Consider the following 16,550-nt stretch of genomic DNA (forward strand, 5'->3'; position numbering starts at 1 on the left):
AGGGGATGCCCTTTTCGGCGCATGCATATTCGCGCAGAAACGCGGCCGTGCCCTGCTTCTCGCGAAGCTGGACCTTCTTCCTTCCTTTGACACCGAAATAGAAGCGTACTTCGACTAGGCCGTCCTGGCGGCTCCTCGTTGCCAAGTGCGGAAGTTCAATGTAAGACTTTATGTCAGATATCAGCCTTTCTGTCAGCACTAGATCCAACGTTGGACTTTATGTCGATTTCTCCGTCGCAGTGCAGAGCCGCTCGTGCCCTATTGGAATTAGACCAAAACGAGCTCGCAGCTCGCGCTTCCGTATCGCGTGGCGTGATTATCGATTTCGAGAAAGGCCGGCGGACGCCTGGCGCAAATAACCTCGCTGCTATAGCGCGCGCCCTTCAAGCTGCTGGCGTCACCTTCATTGACGGTACTTACAGCGGAAGCGGCGGGCCTGGTGTCCGTCTTTTCGCGCCGGCCGGTGCCTCTATCGACACCAACGAAGACGAGACTATCCAATACAAGGACATGTTTGAGAACGACGCGCATCCCGGTGCCGGCGGATGAACCACACACCCAAAGCCACCACTGACCTCCTAGCATCCGCCAAGACTGTCCACGACCGGTATCTAGTCGGCCGCATGGAGCGCGAGACGGTCCGCGAGTGGGCAAGCCGCCTCGGCTTATATCCCGAGCCGCAAGGCGCACGGGTCAAGGCCGTTGCAGACTGGTTCCACGCCAACAAGAACGACGACGTCGACGACGAGATAAAGCGGAAGGATCTGGCCGTGCTGGCTGCTCTCATTGCGGAATGAGGCATCCCTCACACGATTGCGTCTGTATCGTGAAGCGCAGCAGTACGCTGGATGTCGCTCGGAATAAAAAGCCCGCCGCCGGGGGTGGCAACGGGCTTCTAGGGTATCATGCCTTTGGTCTTCGTGTCGGGACATCTCACCTTCTCGACACAGACACGATAAGGCAACATGGTTGAAACAGTTACGGAACCATCCCTGCCCTTCCCCAGTTCTTCCACCAACTCAAACTCCTGGAGGAAGACAATGGCTAAGGACGATCTGACAACCGGCTTCACCGGAACCCCCACTGAGCCGCCGACAGGCGTTCGCAAAGTGGCATCTGACGCTGTGGACGCTGTCCGCCGCGAGACGAGCGCAGTGGCTGCCGGCGCAGCCGAACATCCGCACACAGCAACTGGCCTCGCGCTGACGGTCGGCGCAATCGGCCTGTGCATCGGCTACATTCTCGGCCGCAATTCTGCGGCATCGGACTACGATTATCGCCGCTATTGGCGCTGATATCTGTGTAGGTGGCGGACGGCCCTGGGCAAACGCGCGCCGCAGACACCGGTGTGTCGCCACGCCCACCAACTGAGGGACCAGAAAGCCCGCTGAGCAACCAACTCGGCCGGCTTTCTGCGTTACCGGCCGAACACCCAAAAAAATCGGTGGGTTGTTTATCGCGCCGCTAAACACGTCCTCAAGTTGCTGCTAGATCACAAGCAGGAATTGGGGAACATCATGAAGAAACTGGTTGTAATAGCGGCAAGCCTTGCCGTCCTGTCGTCGTGCACGCCTACGCCGCAAAAATACGCTGGCACGCTGACGGTCACCGATCCGAAATTCAACAGCGCGGAGTGCAAAGAGATCCGCCTGCAAGCGCTTAACTACGACGACAAGGTCGGCGGCCGCATGGCTATCGGCCTGGCATCTGGTATCTTGTTAGGGCCGTTCGGCCTTCCTCTCGCCGCTGCGGCGGATGCCAGCCAGGAGGAAAAGCGTAAGGCATTCGCCCGAGAGATGCACCTGCATTGTTCAAGCACGCCGCTACCGAAGAACCTTGAAGAAAAGCCGTCAAAGCCATCGGCCAAAAAGAGTTGAGCGCCGAATGATCTTCACCAAGCTAATCACCATTGCGGCGTGGATCGTCCTCGTTGGCAGCGTCCTGAGAATCATCACCGGCCTCGGCATCGCGACCGAGTTCCTGGGCCCGTACGAGGAAGCGCTGCGCCGATACGGCGGCACGGCGGCGAGCTCCGGAGCAATCATAGATTGAGGCGTTTATGGCTTCCTTGCCGCACTGATGCTCGGCACCCTGGGAGAAATCAGCAAGCGTAGGGAGAAGTAGGTTGCGCCCTTCGAGTTTGGGTGCGGATGGAGCGACGAGCGATAGCAATCGTAAGATTTAGCTATAGCCTACAAATCGATTTCCGCTACTGATTTCCTCAATCATTAGAGGAAATTCGATGCACAAAACCTTCGCAGCGGCAATCTTGGCGATCATGCTGCCGGTCGCCGCAAACGCCTGTAACATGGCCTATGCGTCCTGCCGCCATAATGACTCTCGTACCGACACCAACCGCTCGGACACGCCCAAGCCCAAACAGGCTAAGCCGGCGTACGGATGGCCCGGCCTGCACGTCGAAAGTGTTGGGGGCATGCGGGTTGTCGTCGATAGCCGCATTTCGGGTGGTGTTGGCGTGATTGTAGCCTACGACAACAACGGTCACCTCAAGGTTCGGGACCGAACAGGACGAATTTTTGTGTTGACCGATCCATCGAAGAGAGCTGCGCCCAAGCCCCATGTTCGAACGACCCTGGCTCGATCACTCCGAAGCGCGCCTGCCACCGATGTGCCAACCTCAATGGCAGACGATCGCAATCAGCAGACGACCGTACATACCGATGGCAGCTCGGCCTCGCCGACCGAAAGTGATGATGCAGGGCAGACCGGTTCGGCGGCCGATGGTGGCGTTAATGAAGCAGGCGCTGGCGCATCGGATCAGACTCCCGCCGCAAACGGCGATGCGGGCGCCTCGTCCGCACCGACGGAAGCCGCCGCGCACTAGTCTGTCTGGGTTGTTGAAAGCCGCTTGACCTGTCGAGGTGTAAGGACGAGCCCGCCGGCAAACACCGGCGAGCCCTTTGATGGCTAGGCCGACAACGGATCGATCTTACATCCGACAGCATCTGCTCAAGTCACCAAGCGGCGCTGCTCATACTCGCGTCAGCGCGGGCAATTGTCAGATCCAGGTGACCGCCGACGCAAGAGATCTGTTCGGCGTCAGGATCGGCTGGGTTCGGCCGCTTGCGAGCTCGCATATACTCGAACATGAACGGCCCGCACATCCCGAGCGATAACCAGTCTTGAGCTAGCATCTTCTCATGCAGCGGGTACTCGCCTGACCGAAGCCCAACGGCATCTTGTGCAGCACAAACGGCGCCGGCGCTCCGGTCTCTTCGAAAGTGGCGAAATACAGCGTCACGGGACGATAGGTGTCCGAAATCGCGCCGATGGCGATATTGACCGGGCTGTCGCTGGCGATGCCCTCCCCGCCTATCGTTGCAAGCGAGGTCTCCAAAACGGCCAGCGTGGCATCAACGGAGCCGGTTGCCTCTGCGGCGCCAGCCGATCGATCGCGGCAACCGAGCCGCTGCCGGTGATTGCCAGCGGTGCGAAAGCCGAAGCCCGAACCTTGCTGGTGATTTCGACGACAGTGCCATCTGGCAGGTAGCGCGCGCCGTCCGTCAGGATCTCCATGCGGTCTTTGTACGGTTTCAACGAGCCCCTCGATTTGCTGGCTGCTGGACGACTAGCTTTTCGAGGTTAGTTGCAGCCATTATTCGTCGTCCCGCCGGTTGCGGACCGAAAGTCTAGCCACGTCGAATAGGTCGGCTGGTTGCCCGTTGCTGTGTCTTCCATAGATTGTTCCTTGATTATTGGTCGTGGCCAAAAAAAAGCGGCGCCTGCCGGTTACGGGAGACGCCGCTGATGGCCTGCCGTGGACTTCCACGACTACAATCGCGCTACTTTCCGTGGTTTCGCACGGGCGCATTCCCAGTTTACGGGCAAGATCGATCGTCGGAATAACCGTGCCGCGCAGGTTGATGACGCCAAGAACCTCGGGCGACGTATGTGGCAACGGTGTCGAGGCTCCCCATCCGCGGATTTCGCGGACGGACGTCGTCTCGATGCAGAATGTTTGTGCGTCAAGCTGGAATGAGATGATGTCCAGCGTCGTCTGCTCATTCAGGTTCGTGCTCATGCTGGACATCAGAATTCCTCCCAGCTGTCGCCGCCCTTGTTCGCCAAGATCCTTCGGATCTTGAGAAAATGGTACGGAAACCCCACGAGCGCAGAGGTCTTTCCACAAAATTTTCGACGATGCGGTTTACGTCTGGAACACAGGTCAGTTCGAGTCACACCCGTGTTGCCGACGACAAACGAGACGCTCGTCCTTCAAAGGAAGGTACTCCTGAGTTCGATGATTGGGATGTCTGAAAGCTTCTCGAGCGGAGAACCGTAAGCCGTCAGTGCCTACCCGTCTCGGTAGTTTAGGCCGCCACAAAATCTCACAGTACTCTATCGGCCCGAGCCGATCGAAACCTACCTGTGAGAGTGTTTAGTTCTATAGCTCCCAAGTGCAATGCCCGGATTGATGCGATAGACCCTGTCGAAATCTTCGTCCGTAAAATTGCGGTAGGAATAGGAGGCATATTCCCTAAACAGGCTACGCAGATCCTGCCTGATCTGCCGGTTGACCCATTCGAGCAGGCCCGCTTTGAAAATGACAAAGACAGGATAGTATTTCGCCCTGAAAATCCGGTTCTCGGCAAATAGCTTCTCGGCATCCTCAAGTGCCTTGAACATTTCGAGGCGGCGCTCGTCAAACGTGTTGGTATGCTGCTCACGGCCGGGAACGAGCCGATGCGTGGTGAGGCTGGTATTGATGGCCAGGAACCTGCCGGCATTCATATAGGCAGCCCAATGCGGCAGGATGTCCTCGTTAATTCGCGCCGTCGAAAATTGCCAGTTCGTCGACCGGATGAATGACGTCCTAATGATCTCGTTCCAGGGATAGTTGATCGTCACCAGGAACTATGCGGCCTCATCCAGTTCGACAATGGCACTCTCACGATCGCCAAGCACGCCGTCCCATATGTTCTTGTCGACCGGCGGCATCCCTCCGGGGATTTCGTCGGCCGTTCTGAGCACGCTGTATCTGAAGGCAGCGACATCCACACCGGAGCTGTCCATCAGCGGCAGCACTGTATTGATGTCATCTTCGCCAAGAAGGTCGTCGGCATCATGGAACAGGCAATATTCGCTATCGACAAGCGCGAGCGCCCTGTTGCGGGCGCCCCGCGGCCGGTATTGGTTTCGCTTCGAAGCAGCCTGATGTTTTGATGGACATGCATGTATTGCTCGACGACTTCGCACGTATTGTCCGTTGACGCATCGTCAACGACGATGATGTCCATGTCGGCTTTGTTTCGGACCACACTCTCAAGCGTCTGCTCGACGCTGCCGGACTCGGCCATCTGCATGAGTCCGATCCGAAATAGACCTTCAGCCGGCTGGCTGCTTGGACCGACGATGATCGGGAACGGGCCCAGTGCTACGTTCGTCACGCACGCGCCGCCGCGCACGATATGTTTGGCCAAATAGCCGCGCTGGCCTCGGCATGAGAGATCAATGATATGCTCCTGGACCCGGGATTTGCCATCGTGCTTGTAACCTTTTTCTATGCATTTGCATTGTTGACTAATTGGGCGCGCTGGGTCGCGTCTTGTGCTTGAGGGCGACCGCTTCTTGCCACCGGATCGGGTCCTTCTTACACCACTTTCCACGTCCGGCAGCTTTCGGGCCGAATACATTCGCGCTCTGATACGGCGCGACTTGAAGAGCCGTGAAGAAGCCTGGGAAAGCCTGCAGAAGCAGCTTGGTCCGGCCATGCATGCCGATGACAGCGAATTTCTGTCCGTGACGGCAGAGGATGTGATCCACCATAATACGCAGCGCTGGTCATGGGGACTACCGCTTTTATCCCCGCGCAGACGCGGCCCAGGATAAGATCTGGCGCTACACTTTTGATAAATGGGGTGAAGCGCAGGTCACAGGCCATCACCTACATCACGGGCCTTCACCAGTATTTGAGACTGCTCTGCAGAAAGCGCAGGCTTTGGCGACGGCTGCCTCAGGCGCTTTACCCGAACGCGGATTAGCCTGACCGCCCCCGGCACCCAATTTTGTTCAAAATCCTGTTCACGAGATAGCCTTATGTCCAATCAAATGAACAATCCTTGACTGTCCACCGAGCTCATGGCACAATGTACAAAATTCTGGACGCGAGGAGAAGCCTCATGTCCACTCAAATGAACAAGCAGGTATAGCCGTGCCCCGTCAGAGAAGCTACTCCAGAGTCACGCACCAAGCGCTCGCCATGCTCGGCAAGCTGATCCGCGTCGGCCGGGCCGGGCGCGGCCTGACCGCGCAGGAACTGGCCGACCGCGCCGGCATCAGCCGCACGACCCTATCCAGCATCGAAAAAGGCGCTCCCGGCCCCGAGATCGGCATCGTTTTCGAGGTCGCTTCAATCGTCGGCGTGCGCTTGTTCGACTATGACGAGCGCATGCTTCAGATGCACAATGCCCGCCTTGACGAAAAACTGACCCTGCTGCCCAAGAGCGTCCGCCACGCCGTGAAGGAGGTCGATGATGACTTCTAAGGCGGACGCTACCGAAGCCTTTGTCTGGATGTGGCTGCCCGGGGCGACGGAACCAGTGGTCGCCGGCCGCCTCGACCAGGATGGCGAGCGCCTGCTCTTTACCTACGGCGCCAGCTACCGCCGCCGTAAGAGCGCCATCCCCATCTACGAGCCTGAACTGCCCCTTCAGGAGGGCGTCATTGCGCCCATCAACGGCCTGTCGATGGCGAGCTGCATTCGCGACGGCTCGCCGGATGCGTGGGGCCGCCGCGTCATCATCAACAGGCTGACGGGTAAGAAACCTGATGCTGCCGGCGTACCCGAGATCAGCGAGCTGACCTTCCTGCTCCAGTCAGGCTCCGACCGGATTGGCGCCCTCGATTTCCAGGCGTCGGCCACGGAGTATGTCCCCCGCCTTGCCGCACAGGCATCGCTTGACGAGCTCATGGAGGCAGCCGCCCTTATCGAAAAAGGCGTCCCCCTGACCCCGGCGCTCGACCAGGCCCTCAATCACGGCACGTCGATCGGCGGCGCGCGTCCCAAGGCGCTCATCGACGACGGCACAAGGAAATTCATCGCTAAATTCTCAGCCGCTAACGACACCTACAGCGTTGCGAAGGCCGAATTCATCGCGATGAAGCTGGCAGCCGCCTGCGGTCTTAACGCCGCGCCCGTGTCGATGACCAGCGCCGCCCATAAGGACGTGCTGCTGATCGAACGCTTTGACCGCACCCACACAAAGGACGGCTGGACGCGCCGCGCCATGGTCTCGGCCCTGACCATGCTGGGTCTCGATGAGATGATGGCCCGCTACGCTTCCTACGAAGACTTGGCCGCACTCATCCGCCACCGCTTCAGTAACCCCAAAGACACGCTCAGGGAACTCTACGGGCGGATTTGCTTCAACGTGCTGTGCGGCAATACCGACGACCACGCCCGCAACCACGCCGCCTTCTGGGACGGCAAGATGCTCACGCTCACGCCGGCCTATGACATCTGCCCGCAAGGCCGCACCGGCAGTGAAGCCACCCAAGCCATGCTCATCAAGGGCGAGGGCCGTGCCAGCACGCTCGCCACTCTGCTCGCTGCCGCGCCCGACTATCACCTGAAAGAGGCCCAAGCCGCCGCGCTCATCGAACAACAGATCATAACCATCGCCAAGCTCTGGCAAGAGATCTGCGATGAAGCAGACCTCAGCCCCGTCGACCGCAAGCTGTTCGCCGGACGCCAGTTTCTCAACAGCTACGCCCTTGAAGGACTCGCCAACCACAAGGCGCTGCAGGACGCCTTCCGCACCGCCCACAACGCGCTGCTCACAAGCGCAGGCGCCTGACGATGACAGCGCCAAAGCAGCTCAAAACACGCGCCCGGCCGGGAGCATTCCTCCGCTCCCTCGGCCATGCCTCATGGGCTGCCGAGCAGACCGCCTCCGGCATCACCTTCCTCGGCAGCCGCCGCCAGGCGCCGTTCTCATCATGGGCAGGCCCGGCGCAAATCACCGCATATCGGGGTTCACCACGATAGACGTACCGCTGGCCGCGGCCGGAGCGCAAGATTGGCGGGCGTCACGCCGCACAATGCCGCCGGCTTTATTTCTGCGGGCCAAAGAAGCCTTCCGCACCCACTTCCTCAGGCAATTCGAAGCGGCACAAGGCGAACTCACTGCGCTGTCCGAAGTGATAGCGCGCCTTGGCCAGCCCCGCCGCTACCCCGCCGCCTGCCTTCTCTCACCCTTCCTCTCGCGGGCCACAGCCATCATCAACGCTTTGCCAGCCACCATCCCTGACGGCGTCCTTTCAGAAGAGCCGCAACAGCTCATCGCCGTCCGGGCGTTCCAAGACATCCCGACGACGTACTCCGCGCTGCCATCGAGCGCATCATCGATTCAGACCTCGCCGGCATGAAAGGCGTCTTCGACACGATCGAGAAAAACCAGCTGACGCCGGAGCAGCGCCTTGTCGTCGTGACCGATGAGGAGGCAACACTCGTCCTCGCCGGCCCCGGCTCAGGCAAGACATCGTCGCCAACGCCTTTCCGCGCGCCGATCAACTGTCAGGCCATCTATAATCCTTCCCGTGGGCTGTGCGTGAAGCGCAGCCGGTCCTGCCATGCTTGCGCTATGCCAGGAGTTCGATTGAACGGGCGATTTTTCCGCTGTACTGCCCAAGCGATACGGGCAAGCTTGTTTGCAAGCGCCACTGCGCTGCGGATAGTCACAGACTGGACGCTACCCTGCCGTGACGGCTCGGTAATATCCTCCTTATCACGTCGTTCGGAACCAATCGCCAGGGTGGGCGTTTTTACGGCGCATTCAGCGGGGGCCATTTGATGAGTAGTCATTTCCAAACAAAATCAATTGCGACAGATCGAGATCGGCGGGTTTTCCGAGTACTCGACTTTGCTGCTCGACACGGACTGGACGAAAAGCAAGAGCGCGATCTTCTCGCATTGTTTGGACAATTTGCGACACTGCATGAACTACTGACCAACTGCCGTCTTCCCCATCGAATCCGATAGCCCCACTGGCGGCCGATCCTATTTTGTCATCGCGCCTGTGATGCTCCACGAACAAAGCGCTCTTACCTCGGAAACAACATGAGCAAACGTACGCTGTTTCAATTTTTCCACTGGTACTTGCCAGGCGAAGGCATTCTTTGGAATGAGGTAGCCGAGAAAGCTGGCGAACTTTCGGCGTTGGGCATTACCGACGTCTGGTTGCCGCCAGCTTACAAAGGCGCCTCCGGCGCAAAATCGGTCGGATACGACACCTACGATCTCTTCGACCTCGGCGAATTCGACCAGAAGGGAAGCGTCGCGACAAAATACGGCGACAGAAATGCACTTGAGAAAGCTTGCAAAGCCTTGAATGACCACGGCCTGCGTCCGATCCATGACGTCGTGCTGAACCACAAGATGGGAGCGGACGAGAAGGAGCGCGTCGTCGTCCGACGCGTGAATTCCGACGACCGGACACGGATCGAAGAAGACGATATTGAGGCCCTCGCCCATACCCGGTTCACGTTTCCGGGACGATCCGGCAAACACTCCGAGTTCATATGGGACAAGCAGTGTTTTAGCGGCGTCGACGTCATCGAAGAGCCCGATGAGACCGGAGTGTTCCGGCTTATGAACGCGTATGGCGAGGGTCAATGGAACGTTGAAGTCGATGACGAGCTGGGCAATTTCGACTATCTGATGGGCGCTGATGTCGAATTCCGCAACAGGGCTGTCTACGAGGAGCTGAAATACTGGGGCCGTTGGTTCTCCGAACAGGTTCCTGTATCGGGGTTCCGGTTGGATGCCGCGAAACATATCCCGGCATGGTTCTTCAAAGACTGGGTCGGCCATATGCGCGATACCGTCGGATCAGACTTGTTCGTGGTCGCTGAATACTGGCACCCCGAGATGGCGACGCTCGCAAACTATCTTGACCTCGTGGACAGTCAGCTGATGCTTTTTGACGTCGCGCTTCACCACCGCTTCCATGAGGCCTCCAAAGCGGGCGCAGAGTTCGACATGCGAACGATCTTCGACGGTTCACTCGTTTCCTCCATTCCCGAGCACGCGGTGACACTGGTCGACAATCACGACACGCAGCCTCTCCAGTCGCTCGAAGCGGCGGTTGAACCGTGGTTCAAGCCCCTGGCCTATGCCTTGATCCTCCTGCGCGAACAAGGAACGCCCTGCGTCTTCTATCCCGACTTATACGGTGCCAATTACAGCGATGCGGGAGACGACGGCAGCCACCAGGAGGTGCAGATGCCCCTGATCGGCTGCTTGCCGAGACTAATTGAGGCCCGAAGGCGGTTTGCCAACGGCGTTCAGATCGATCGCTTCGAAAGCCCCAACGTTATCGGTTTCGTCCGCCAGGGAACTGATACCGATCCCGGTTGCGCGGTGATCATGTCTAACGGTGACGCCGGAAATCTGTCTCTTGAGCTTGGTCCGGACCAGGCAAATATGGCGTTCGTCGACTTTCTCGGTCATCACGATGCTGAGGTGACTACGGATCGACACGGTCGCGGCGATTTCCCCACAAACGGTGGAAGCGTTAGTGTCTGGGTGTGCCGGGACGGCCTTTAGGACACAAGATCAGCCCCCTCACCCTTGCAAACGTCTGTTTACACGCCCTCCAGGAAATGGCGGATGCGACGGAATCATCCGCCACTGGGGGGCGGCGGTGGAGCCGGCGAGGCGTGTCCCTGTTCGACGTTAAGCTCCTCTATGAGAACGGAGGGCTCACCGACGAGCTCTTCCGCACATTCTTTGTCCTGTTGCCAGCTCTCTCCGCCCGGCGCACGAACTGCTCCGGCCGTCACTCAGCAGTCTCGATAAGACCTGCGCCCGCGAATTCGTCGGCATGAAAACCATACCCTTCACTCCCGACGATCTCATCGAAACGAAGGATTGCCTGATCGCTGATGTCGGCGCCCGCCTCGTCGCGACTGCCCAACGATTCCTGACGACGTTACATGACGGCGATCCGGACATTGAAGCCATCGCCTTGCGATAGGCGGCAGAACGTCCCGCTGTGCGCTGGAAGCTGCTGAACCTGAAGAAGCTCGGTTCCGAAACCTTGACACGCACAAGGCGCAATGGGAAGAGCTCGGTAAGCTCCTTACCCTGAAGAAGAAGGAGAAACAGATGCCGACAATGGAGCCTTCGACAAAGCAGCGGCGCAGGGCAGAGGCCGCGACCTGCTTCGTTTCGACGGGGTGCTCGGCGGCGGAAGCGCTGCTGGCGCGCCCGCGCGCCGTACCGCAAGGTTTTATAGCGGCTTGCCATTGTCGGAAAGCCGTTCAGCGACAAGCGGAACACCACCGCGCTGCAGGCGGCAGAAGACTGGCGGCGCCGGCATCCGGCCCGGGTGTCTGCGCTCTCGTCTCAATCGCGTGAACGCCGGAACAAACTGGATTCCGCAAGGTTTATCCGCGGCGGGCAAGGCCCCGCTCAGGTGAGGACCATGACATATTCAACTTCAGGAATTCCAATTCAGCGCTACAGCGCGTCGCTGCGCGCCATCCCACTGCATTTCGCCGCCGCGTGTTTCACCGGCGCTTTGATCACAGACATCGCCTATTCGCAGACAGCGGAGATGACTTGGGCGAATTTCTCGGCCTGGCTGCTGACGGCCGGTTTGCTGCTTGGCGGGCTAGCTCTGCTTGCGGGCCTTGTCGATCTCGCACGCGGCCGTTTCCGCCTTGCGGGTGGGGCGGCGTTGCTTTACGTGCTCGGCAACATTGCCGTATTCGTCGTCTCGCTCTTCAACGCCTTCGTCCATAGCCGCGACGCCTGGACCTCCGTTGTTCCGACAGGCCTGGCGCTGTCGGTGATCGCCTTCGTGCTGATGATCGTCGTCGCCGTCTGTGGATCGATCACAGAACGGCGCATAGCGGGAGGATATTGAGATGACCATGCACTCCGTTGCGCGCCACGCGATTCCCGCTGCGGTCCTGCTTGCCTCCACCGCACTGCTCCTTGCCGGATGCAGCGGCGACGAGCCTGATCCTGGCAGCGAAATTGGCCCCAATCCGAAGTTGCCGGAGCAATCGCAATATCTCATCCCGCCGATGCATGTGGCAAAGGTCGTCGGCTGGAAGGATGGCGAGACGCCGAAGGTCGCAAGCGGGCTGAAGATCCAGGCGCTCGCTTCCGGCCTCAAGCATCCCCGCTCGGTCTATACGCTCCCGAACGGCGATATCCTAGCCGTCGAATCTGTCGCACCGCCGGAGGCATCCGCCAAGCGCCCCAAAGACCTCATTATGGGCTTCGTCCAGTCATTCGCGACGGGGGGAAGCGGTGGTGGAAACGAGGCGAGCAACCGCATCACGCTCCTGAGGGACGCCGATGGCGACGGTGTCGCCGAGGTTCATGACGTTTTCCTCGATCACCTCAACTCGCCTTTCGGCGTCGTCCTTGTCGGCAATGATCTCTACGTCGCCAACACGGATGCGATCGTGCGCTATCCCTATGTACCCGGCGAAACCAAGATCAACGATCCCGGCATAGTTCTGACCGAACTGCCCGGCGGGCCGATCGACCATCACTGGACGAAGAGCCTGACGGCCAACGAGGACGGTTCTCTGCTCTATGTCGGGGTCGGCTCGAACAGCAATATCACCGAGAATGGCATTCAGGCCGAAAAGGATCGCGCTGCGATCTGGGAAGTGGACCGGCAGACCGGCCGCCATCGCATCTATGCAAGTGGCCTGCGTAATCCGAACGGGCTGAGCATCGAGCCGCAGACCAAGGCCTTGTGGACGGTGGTCAACGAGCGAGACGAACTCGGGCCGAATCTGGTGCCGGACTATATGACCTCGGTGAAGGACGGCGCGTTCTACGGATGGCCCTACAGCTACTACGGCCAGAATGTCGATCCGCGCGTCATGCCGCAGCGGCCGGATATGGTTGCCAAGGCGATCGCGCCCGATTATGCGCTGAGCTCGCATGTGGCGCCGCTCGGTATGGCTTTCAGCAAGGGTACCAGCCTGCCGCAGGACTATGCCAGCGGCGCCTTCGTCGGTGAGCATGGAAGCTGGAACCGCAACGCCTTCAACGGCTACAAGGTGGTCTTCGTGCCCTTCAATGGCGGCAAGCCTGACGGTTCGCCCAAGGATGTGGTGACTGGTTTCCTCGATGACCAAGAGCAGGCCCGCGGCCGCCCGGTTGGCGTGGCACTCGATAAATCGGGGGCGCTGCTGGTTGCCGATGATGTCGGCAATACCGTCTGGCGCGTTTCCGCGCAATAGCAGTCTTCAGCCGGGCTTTGCCGCCCGGCTGCATCAGCTTCAATTGGTGTTTATGGCATCGAGATCGGCAATCAGGCCAGGGCCGGATGGGTGACTGGTAAGTTGTCTCGATGCGCGGCCCGCGCCATTTCCTGGCTGGTTCATCTGCTATCGGCAACAACGGCAGGTGGCACCGGCTCTTCGAGCATTTATCGATGCGGTCCGGGAAGGAGCGGCGATGGGGCGGACAGAGTTGGAGATTTGGACGCTGCCGGCTGAACAGACAACTACACAATCAGTGCGGTTCGAGCCATCTCAGATGCCACCGAAAGCGCCCATGAACTGCGCCGCTATCCGATCACCAAATGCCACGCGGAAAGCCACATCAGCGCTGAAAGCTCGAATGAAACAATGATGGCTGCAGCAGCGTCGCTTATGCTCATGTCGATCCCTCCGCAGCGTCCTCCAACGCCATGGAAAAAGCTTAGTACACAATCAGTTTGATGCAATGGAACTGCCGTTGCGTAAAAGTAAATTTTCCACGGTTCAAGACGTCGCGGCGGTCCTGGCTCCCTGCTCTTCGGCAACGTTGTTATTTGCAGTTACCCTACTTTCTTCTCGCCGCTTGCTCAGGACGTGTTTAATCACCATCGCGCCCACGACCGCGAAGATGGCCGCTTGAAGAACAAGATATACCGTCAGAACCCACCAAAGCATGCTTTGCACTCCGTTGACGCTAAGGGAGATGGGATAGCTATTCCGTGCGCCTATCGGACTTAGGTCCGATTTAAATCGCAAACGCTACACCTCTAATCCATGCCTATTGGCGACAATGGTGGGTGAGCGGTTCTGAAGCTGGCGGGATCAGGTGCGGCATACCGGCCAATATGTACCATAGCGAACCATCGGTTGCTGGCCTTCGCCCTAAGGGTAACCTATACGGCATGACGAATCGCGCCAAGTTCCTGCTTCTGGCAACCGCGATTTCGCTCCTGATGTGGGGCGGGATCATCGGAGGAGGCATCTTGCTTCTGTCAGACGGCGTGGATCACACCTTCACGGCCGGCACCAGATAATCCAGCTGCAGTGCAGCCAGAAGGCTGCTTAATTAAAAACGCTGACACTGAACGATAAGGCGACGGCGCCCAGGGCCAGTACCGTGAGGAAGAGCGTAAAGACCGCCAGCCTCAGGCCTTTCGGCTGATCAGAATATAAGCGAGGTCGGTCCGAATTCGAAGTATCGATACCGCGAGCCCCATGCCGGTAGAGGTGATGATCAGTGCCTTCCTCATTGGTGTGAGCATCCATTCGGCTAGCCATCTTGAAGATACTCGACCTCTTGCTCGACGTTGATGAAAAAATCATCGAGCACCCACATGCCGATCAGTGTGAAAAGAACGATGGCGGCCGCCCACGACAGGCGCATGTAAAGAGGCATTGCTTCCATGGCGCGAACATGCCGGTGAACCCGGTGAACCGCAATTTGCTATATGGACTACATCCTATGGCTAGATGAGATTTTCTGGCCCGCCATATCATCGCGGCTCAACGCGATAAAGCCCGCGTCCTGTCACGGTTGCGGGCTTTAAAGCGGATGGGTCGATCCAGATGGCAGGCCGGTCTCGAGTCGCCCTGCCGAGAGCCAAATGCTTATAATGATGCGGCTTTTGTGTGGCCCCACCGGTGGTCGTCAATCAGATTATTAAGAGATTTTCCCCGAGCGCTTGACGCTTCGCCTCAGCGTATTCACGGCGATACCTACCTGCAGACCTCCTGGAAAAGGAGCGCGGTCCTCACGGAATCAAAGGGCGCGATCATCTCGGAACAAAGCTGCGGCTTCATCGAAATCGGCACTCGGCCGTGTTCACCAGCGCGAGTAGCCCACTTAACTGCACTTTGGGTCGACGAGATCTTCCGCCGCCGCAGGATGGCGAGGCAACGAAGTCATGACATTGGCTAGGATGTAGATGCCCCTTGTGCCATCGGGGTGTTCACCGCCGATAACTCCGATTGTCACACCCTTCATGTTGCGCGCCGCCCCCGGGATCTCGCTTGCGACGACCTGAACCGGATTGACGCTAGCTAGTCCGTCGCCGGGAACGAAAAGTGCCCAGTAGAGCTGTCCTTCCAGCTTCAGCTTCAGGCGCTCGAACCGCACGGCGCTAATGGTCGACCTGGCGAGAGCGTTTTTTACGCGTGGCTTCACACATCCGATATGAATGTGCAGATGGTCTTGTGTGCGGAAGATTGCGGCATTGATCGCCAGTGCCGCGTCGTCCCAAGCCTGCCGCGTTGCGGGAATGCCAAGCGATCTCTCTTGCCACGCCATAGCGAAGTAATTGGGAGTGGCAGGATCCAAAAGCCGCGGGTCCTCTATAGCGCTTAGCGCCGAAAGCGGTGTGAAGATTGTGCGCTCGCCAGCCGTCGGCTCACGCAGGACGGCGTATGAGGACAGCGGCACCTTCCCCTCCACTACCTTAAGACAGGGAAACGCTCCTCCCGACAGCTCGTAGCTGACCTCGCAAGTCTTGAGCACGATCCCGAGTGCCGCCCGGCTCGAGAACGACATACTCCCGACCGCGACGAGCGTCAGCGCAATTGTAAGAGGCAGAAGTCGGAACGTCATGAGGTTGCCGAGTAAGTTTGTGAAATGACCACCACCGATCCAAAGAGCTGGTCGCCTGAAGCTCTTATCGTGGGAACGGCCAATGTCCAATCTCAAATTCGTGACGTCGATCCGGATACCGGTTTCGGTAGTCTCTTCCGCGGTTGACAGCCTGGTAATATTATAACTTGCCTCTTCATAAGGAGATTGGGAACGCAAGCGCACGTTCCTATTGAGCCGCAGGAGGCAAAGCTTCCGAGCGATCGGCGCGTGTTCACGATCATCTTTCATCGCTGCGAGGCATGGAAGGACAAGGCAGCGTTGATAGCGCTATCCGGGACACGCTGCGTCAGCGCGTTTGCCATCGAGAGAAGATATTCAGGCCATGAGGTCAGCAACGTTGAGTTTCACCGCAGGTGGCGTCGTCGGCAAGACGGCACTTCCCAACCGAGGCTCATAACCCGCCCTTGATCCCAACGTTGCCTATTATTCACATACGGCCAAAAGGGGACGATCAGGCGGTGGCGTCGGTAGAAATTGGTAACCACTCGGATGATCGAGCCGCCCCCAGGCTGGACGATATCTCGGCATCGTGGTTGAATCTGGATGGCGGCTTTCAGACCAACCGCCTCCCCTGATACCCATTAGCTTGAGACCCGCTGGCACACGCCAGCGGGTCTTTTGGTTCGCTGATTGGGGCGGTGGAAGCCGGTCTAGAGCCGAGCGGCTGAAA

At 58.9% G+C, this 16,550-nt stretch carries 19 protein-coding genes and 2 pseudogenes; 14 read left to right on the forward strand and 7 right to left on the reverse strand.

Features of this window, described 5'->3' with window-relative positions; translation table 11 throughout:
- The first annotated feature begins 219 nt into the window (after window positions 1-219).
- The 6 genes from ACQZ5H_RS30705 (at window position 220) to ACQZ5H_RS30730 (ending at window position 2,845) form a co-directional block, all read left to right on the forward strand.
- Entirely contained in the window at window positions 220-549 is a 330-nt protein-coding gene (locus ACQZ5H_RS30705; protein WP_203431637.1) for a helix-turn-helix transcriptional regulator, read from the forward strand.
- Entirely contained in the window at window positions 546-797 is a 252-nt protein-coding gene (locus tag ACQZ5H_RS30710) for a hypothetical protein (protein WP_203431275.1), read from the forward strand. The genes ACQZ5H_RS30705 and ACQZ5H_RS30710 overlap by 4 nt, the downstream gene beginning before the upstream one ends.
- Before the next feature lie 243 nt (window positions 798-1,040).
- Complete coding sequence (locus ACQZ5H_RS30715; RefSeq protein ID WP_203431276.1) at window positions 1,041-1,295, forward strand: hypothetical protein; 255 nt, start codon at window positions 1,041-1,043, stop codon at window positions 1,293-1,295.
- Window positions 1,296-1,517: 222 nt separating this feature from the next.
- Window positions 1,518-1,877 carry a hypothetical protein gene (locus ACQZ5H_RS30720; protein WP_203431277.1) on the forward strand — a complete coding sequence of 120 codons (360 nt, stop codon included), beginning with the start codon at window positions 1,518-1,520 and terminating at the stop codon, window positions 1,875-1,877.
- A 7-nt stretch (window positions 1,878-1,884) separates the two neighbouring features.
- On the forward strand, window positions 1,885-2,052 hold the full coding sequence (locus ACQZ5H_RS30725) for a hypothetical protein (RefSeq protein ID WP_449100002.1): 168 nt from the start codon (window positions 1,885-1,887) through the stop codon (window positions 2,050-2,052).
- A gap of 190 nt (window positions 2,053-2,242) precedes the next feature.
- Window positions 2,243-2,845: a hypothetical protein gene (locus ACQZ5H_RS30730; RefSeq protein ID WP_203431278.1), complete on the forward strand. Its 603-nt coding sequence runs from the start codon at window positions 2,243-2,245 to the stop codon at window positions 2,843-2,845.
- A 303-nt stretch (window positions 2,846-3,148) separates the two neighbouring features.
- On the opposite strand, the gene ACQZ5H_RS30735 is transcribed toward ACQZ5H_RS30730, so the two are convergent.
- Window positions 3,149-3,358, reverse strand: a complete 210-nt coding sequence (locus tag ACQZ5H_RS30735; protein ID WP_199629766.1) for a hypothetical protein — start codon at window positions 3,356-3,358, stop codon at window positions 3,149-3,151.
- Between the two features lie 258 nt (window positions 3,359-3,616).
- Window positions 3,617-4,051 carry a chemotaxis protein CheW gene (locus tag ACQZ5H_RS30740; protein WP_203431279.1) on the reverse strand — a complete coding sequence of 145 codons (435 nt, stop codon included), beginning with the start codon at window positions 4,049-4,051 and terminating at the stop codon, window positions 3,617-3,619.
- A 27-nt stretch (window positions 4,052-4,078) separates the two neighbouring features.
- Here ACQZ5H_RS30740 and ACQZ5H_RS30745 point away from each other — a divergent pair.
- Window positions 4,079-4,196 (forward strand): annotated as a pseudogene (locus tag ACQZ5H_RS30745) (conjugal transfer protein TraH); the annotation flags it as partial.
- 187 nt (window positions 4,197-4,383) lie between these two features.
- On the opposite strand, the gene ACQZ5H_RS30750 reads toward ACQZ5H_RS30745, so the two are convergent.
- The 3 genes and pseudogenes from ACQZ5H_RS30750 to ACQZ5H_RS30760 form a co-directional block, all read right to left on the reverse strand.
- The gene (locus tag ACQZ5H_RS30750) at window positions 4,384-4,869 is read right to left on the reverse strand and encodes a hypothetical protein (RefSeq protein ID WP_246777683.1); all 486 of its coding nucleotides are present in this window, start codon (window positions 4,867-4,869) and stop codon (window positions 4,384-4,386) included.
- 6 nt (window positions 4,870-4,875) lie between these two features.
- On the reverse strand, window positions 4,876-5,046 hold the full coding sequence (locus ACQZ5H_RS30755; protein WP_449100016.1) for a hypothetical protein: 171 nt from the start codon (window positions 5,044-5,046) through the stop codon (window positions 4,876-4,878).
- A 15-nt stretch (window positions 5,047-5,061) separates the two neighbouring features.
- Window positions 5,062-5,732, reverse strand: a pseudogene (locus tag ACQZ5H_RS30760) (glycosyltransferase family 2 protein); the annotation flags it as partial.
- Between the two features lie 488 nt (window positions 5,733-6,220).
- On the opposite strand from ACQZ5H_RS30760, the gene ACQZ5H_RS30765 reads away from it, so the two are divergent.
- The 7 genes from ACQZ5H_RS30765 (at window position 6,221) to ACQZ5H_RS30795 (ending at window position 13,233) form a co-directional block, all read left to right on the forward strand.
- A complete protein-coding gene (locus ACQZ5H_RS30765) occupies window positions 6,221-6,505 on the forward strand; it encodes a helix-turn-helix transcriptional regulator (RefSeq protein WP_199629768.1) in 285 nt (94 codons plus the stop codon).
- A complete protein-coding gene (locus tag ACQZ5H_RS30770; RefSeq protein ID WP_199629801.1) occupies window positions 6,495-7,817 on the forward strand; it encodes a type II toxin-antitoxin system HipA family toxin in 1,323 nt (440 codons plus the stop codon). Before ACQZ5H_RS30765 ends, ACQZ5H_RS30770 begins: the two co-directional genes overlap by 11 nt.
- Window positions 7,818-8,061: 244 nt before the next feature.
- The gene (locus ACQZ5H_RS30775) at window positions 8,062-8,388 is read left to right on the forward strand and encodes a hypothetical protein (RefSeq protein ID WP_449100003.1); all 327 of its coding nucleotides are present in this window, start codon (window positions 8,062-8,064) and stop codon (window positions 8,386-8,388) included.
- Between the two features lie 691 nt (window positions 8,389-9,079).
- Window positions 9,080-10,567 (forward strand): alpha-amylase, encoded by a 1,488-nt coding sequence (gene amyA, locus ACQZ5H_RS30780; RefSeq protein WP_199629770.1) that lies wholly within the window; start codon window positions 9,080-9,082, stop codon window positions 10,565-10,567.
- A 277-nt stretch (window positions 10,568-10,844) separates the two neighbouring features.
- Window positions 10,845-10,997, forward strand: coding sequence for a hypothetical protein (locus ACQZ5H_RS30785; protein WP_199629771.1), 153 nt, complete (start codon window positions 10,845-10,847; stop codon window positions 10,995-10,997).
- Between the two features lie 450 nt (window positions 10,998-11,447).
- On the forward strand, window positions 11,448-11,891 hold the full coding sequence (locus ACQZ5H_RS30790) for a DUF2231 domain-containing protein (RefSeq protein ID WP_199629772.1): 444 nt from the start codon (window positions 11,448-11,450) through the stop codon (window positions 11,889-11,891).
- A 7-nt stretch (window positions 11,892-11,898) separates the two neighbouring features.
- Entirely contained in the window at window positions 11,899-13,233 is a 1,335-nt protein-coding gene (locus ACQZ5H_RS30795; RefSeq protein WP_199629802.1) for a PQQ-dependent sugar dehydrogenase, read from the forward strand.
- Window positions 13,234-14,524: 1,291 nt separating this feature from the next.
- Here ACQZ5H_RS30795 and ACQZ5H_RS30800 read toward each other — a convergent pair.
- Together ACQZ5H_RS30800 and ACQZ5H_RS30805 are read right to left on the reverse strand one after the other, a co-directional pair.
- Complete coding sequence (locus ACQZ5H_RS30800; RefSeq protein WP_281438226.1) at window positions 14,525-14,650, reverse strand: hypothetical protein; 126 nt, start codon at window positions 14,648-14,650, stop codon at window positions 14,525-14,527.
- A gap of 447 nt (window positions 14,651-15,097) precedes the next feature.
- Entirely contained in the window at window positions 15,098-16,036 is a 939-nt protein-coding gene (locus ACQZ5H_RS30805) for a CDP-diacylglycerol diphosphatase (RefSeq protein WP_203431281.1), read from the reverse strand.
- Between the last annotated feature and the right edge of the window lie 514 nt (window positions 16,037-16,550).

Source organism: Rhizobium sp. 21-4511-3d (genome assembly GCF_053522545.1).

Bases quoted from the DNA above. Each gene is read 5' to 3' on its own strand.
- ACQZ5H_RS30705 (WP_203431637.1), top strand. From the start codon at position 220: ATGTCGATTTCTCCGTCGCAGTGCAGAGCCGCTCGTGCCCTATTGGAA.
- ACQZ5H_RS30790 (WP_199629772.1), top strand. From the start codon at position 11,448: ATGACATATTCAACTTCAGGAATTCCAATTCAGCGCTACAGCGCGTCG.
- amyA (WP_199629770.1), top strand. From the start codon at position 9,080: ATGAGCAAACGTACGCTGTTTCAATTTTTCCACTGGTACTTGCCAGGC.
- ACQZ5H_RS30800 (WP_281438226.1), bottom strand. From the start codon at position 14,650: ATGCCTCTTTACATGCGCCTGTCGTGGGCGGCCGCCATCGTTCTTTTC.
- ACQZ5H_RS30720 (WP_203431277.1), top strand. From the start codon at position 1,518: ATGAAGAAACTGGTTGTAATAGCGGCAAGCCTTGCCGTCCTGTCGTCG.
- ACQZ5H_RS30710 (WP_203431275.1), top strand. From the start codon at position 546: ATGAACCACACACCCAAAGCCACCACTGACCTCCTAGCATCCGCCAAG.
- ACQZ5H_RS30785 (WP_199629771.1), top strand. From the start codon at position 10,845: ATGAAAACCATACCCTTCACTCCCGACGATCTCATCGAAACGAAGGAT.
- ACQZ5H_RS30795 (WP_199629802.1), top strand. From the start codon at position 11,899: ATGCACTCCGTTGCGCGCCACGCGATTCCCGCTGCGGTCCTGCTTGCC.
- ACQZ5H_RS30725 (WP_449100002.1), top strand. From the start codon at position 1,885: ATGATCTTCACCAAGCTAATCACCATTGCGGCGTGGATCGTCCTCGTT.
- ACQZ5H_RS30715 (WP_203431276.1), top strand. From the start codon at position 1,041: ATGGCTAAGGACGATCTGACAACCGGCTTCACCGGAACCCCCACTGAG.
- ACQZ5H_RS30770 (WP_199629801.1), top strand. From the start codon at position 6,495: ATGACTTCTAAGGCGGACGCTACCGAAGCCTTTGTCTGGATGTGGCTG.
- ACQZ5H_RS30730 (WP_203431278.1), top strand. From the start codon at position 2,243: ATGCACAAAACCTTCGCAGCGGCAATCTTGGCGATCATGCTGCCGGTC.
- ACQZ5H_RS30775 (WP_449100003.1), top strand. From the start codon at position 8,062: ATGCCGCCGGCTTTATTTCTGCGGGCCAAAGAAGCCTTCCGCACCCAC.
- ACQZ5H_RS30765 (WP_199629768.1), top strand. From the start codon at position 6,221: ATGCTCGGCAAGCTGATCCGCGTCGGCCGGGCCGGGCGCGGCCTGACC.
- ACQZ5H_RS30740 (WP_203431279.1), bottom strand. From the start codon at position 4,051: ATGTCCAGCATGAGCACGAACCTGAATGAGCAGACGACGCTGGACATC.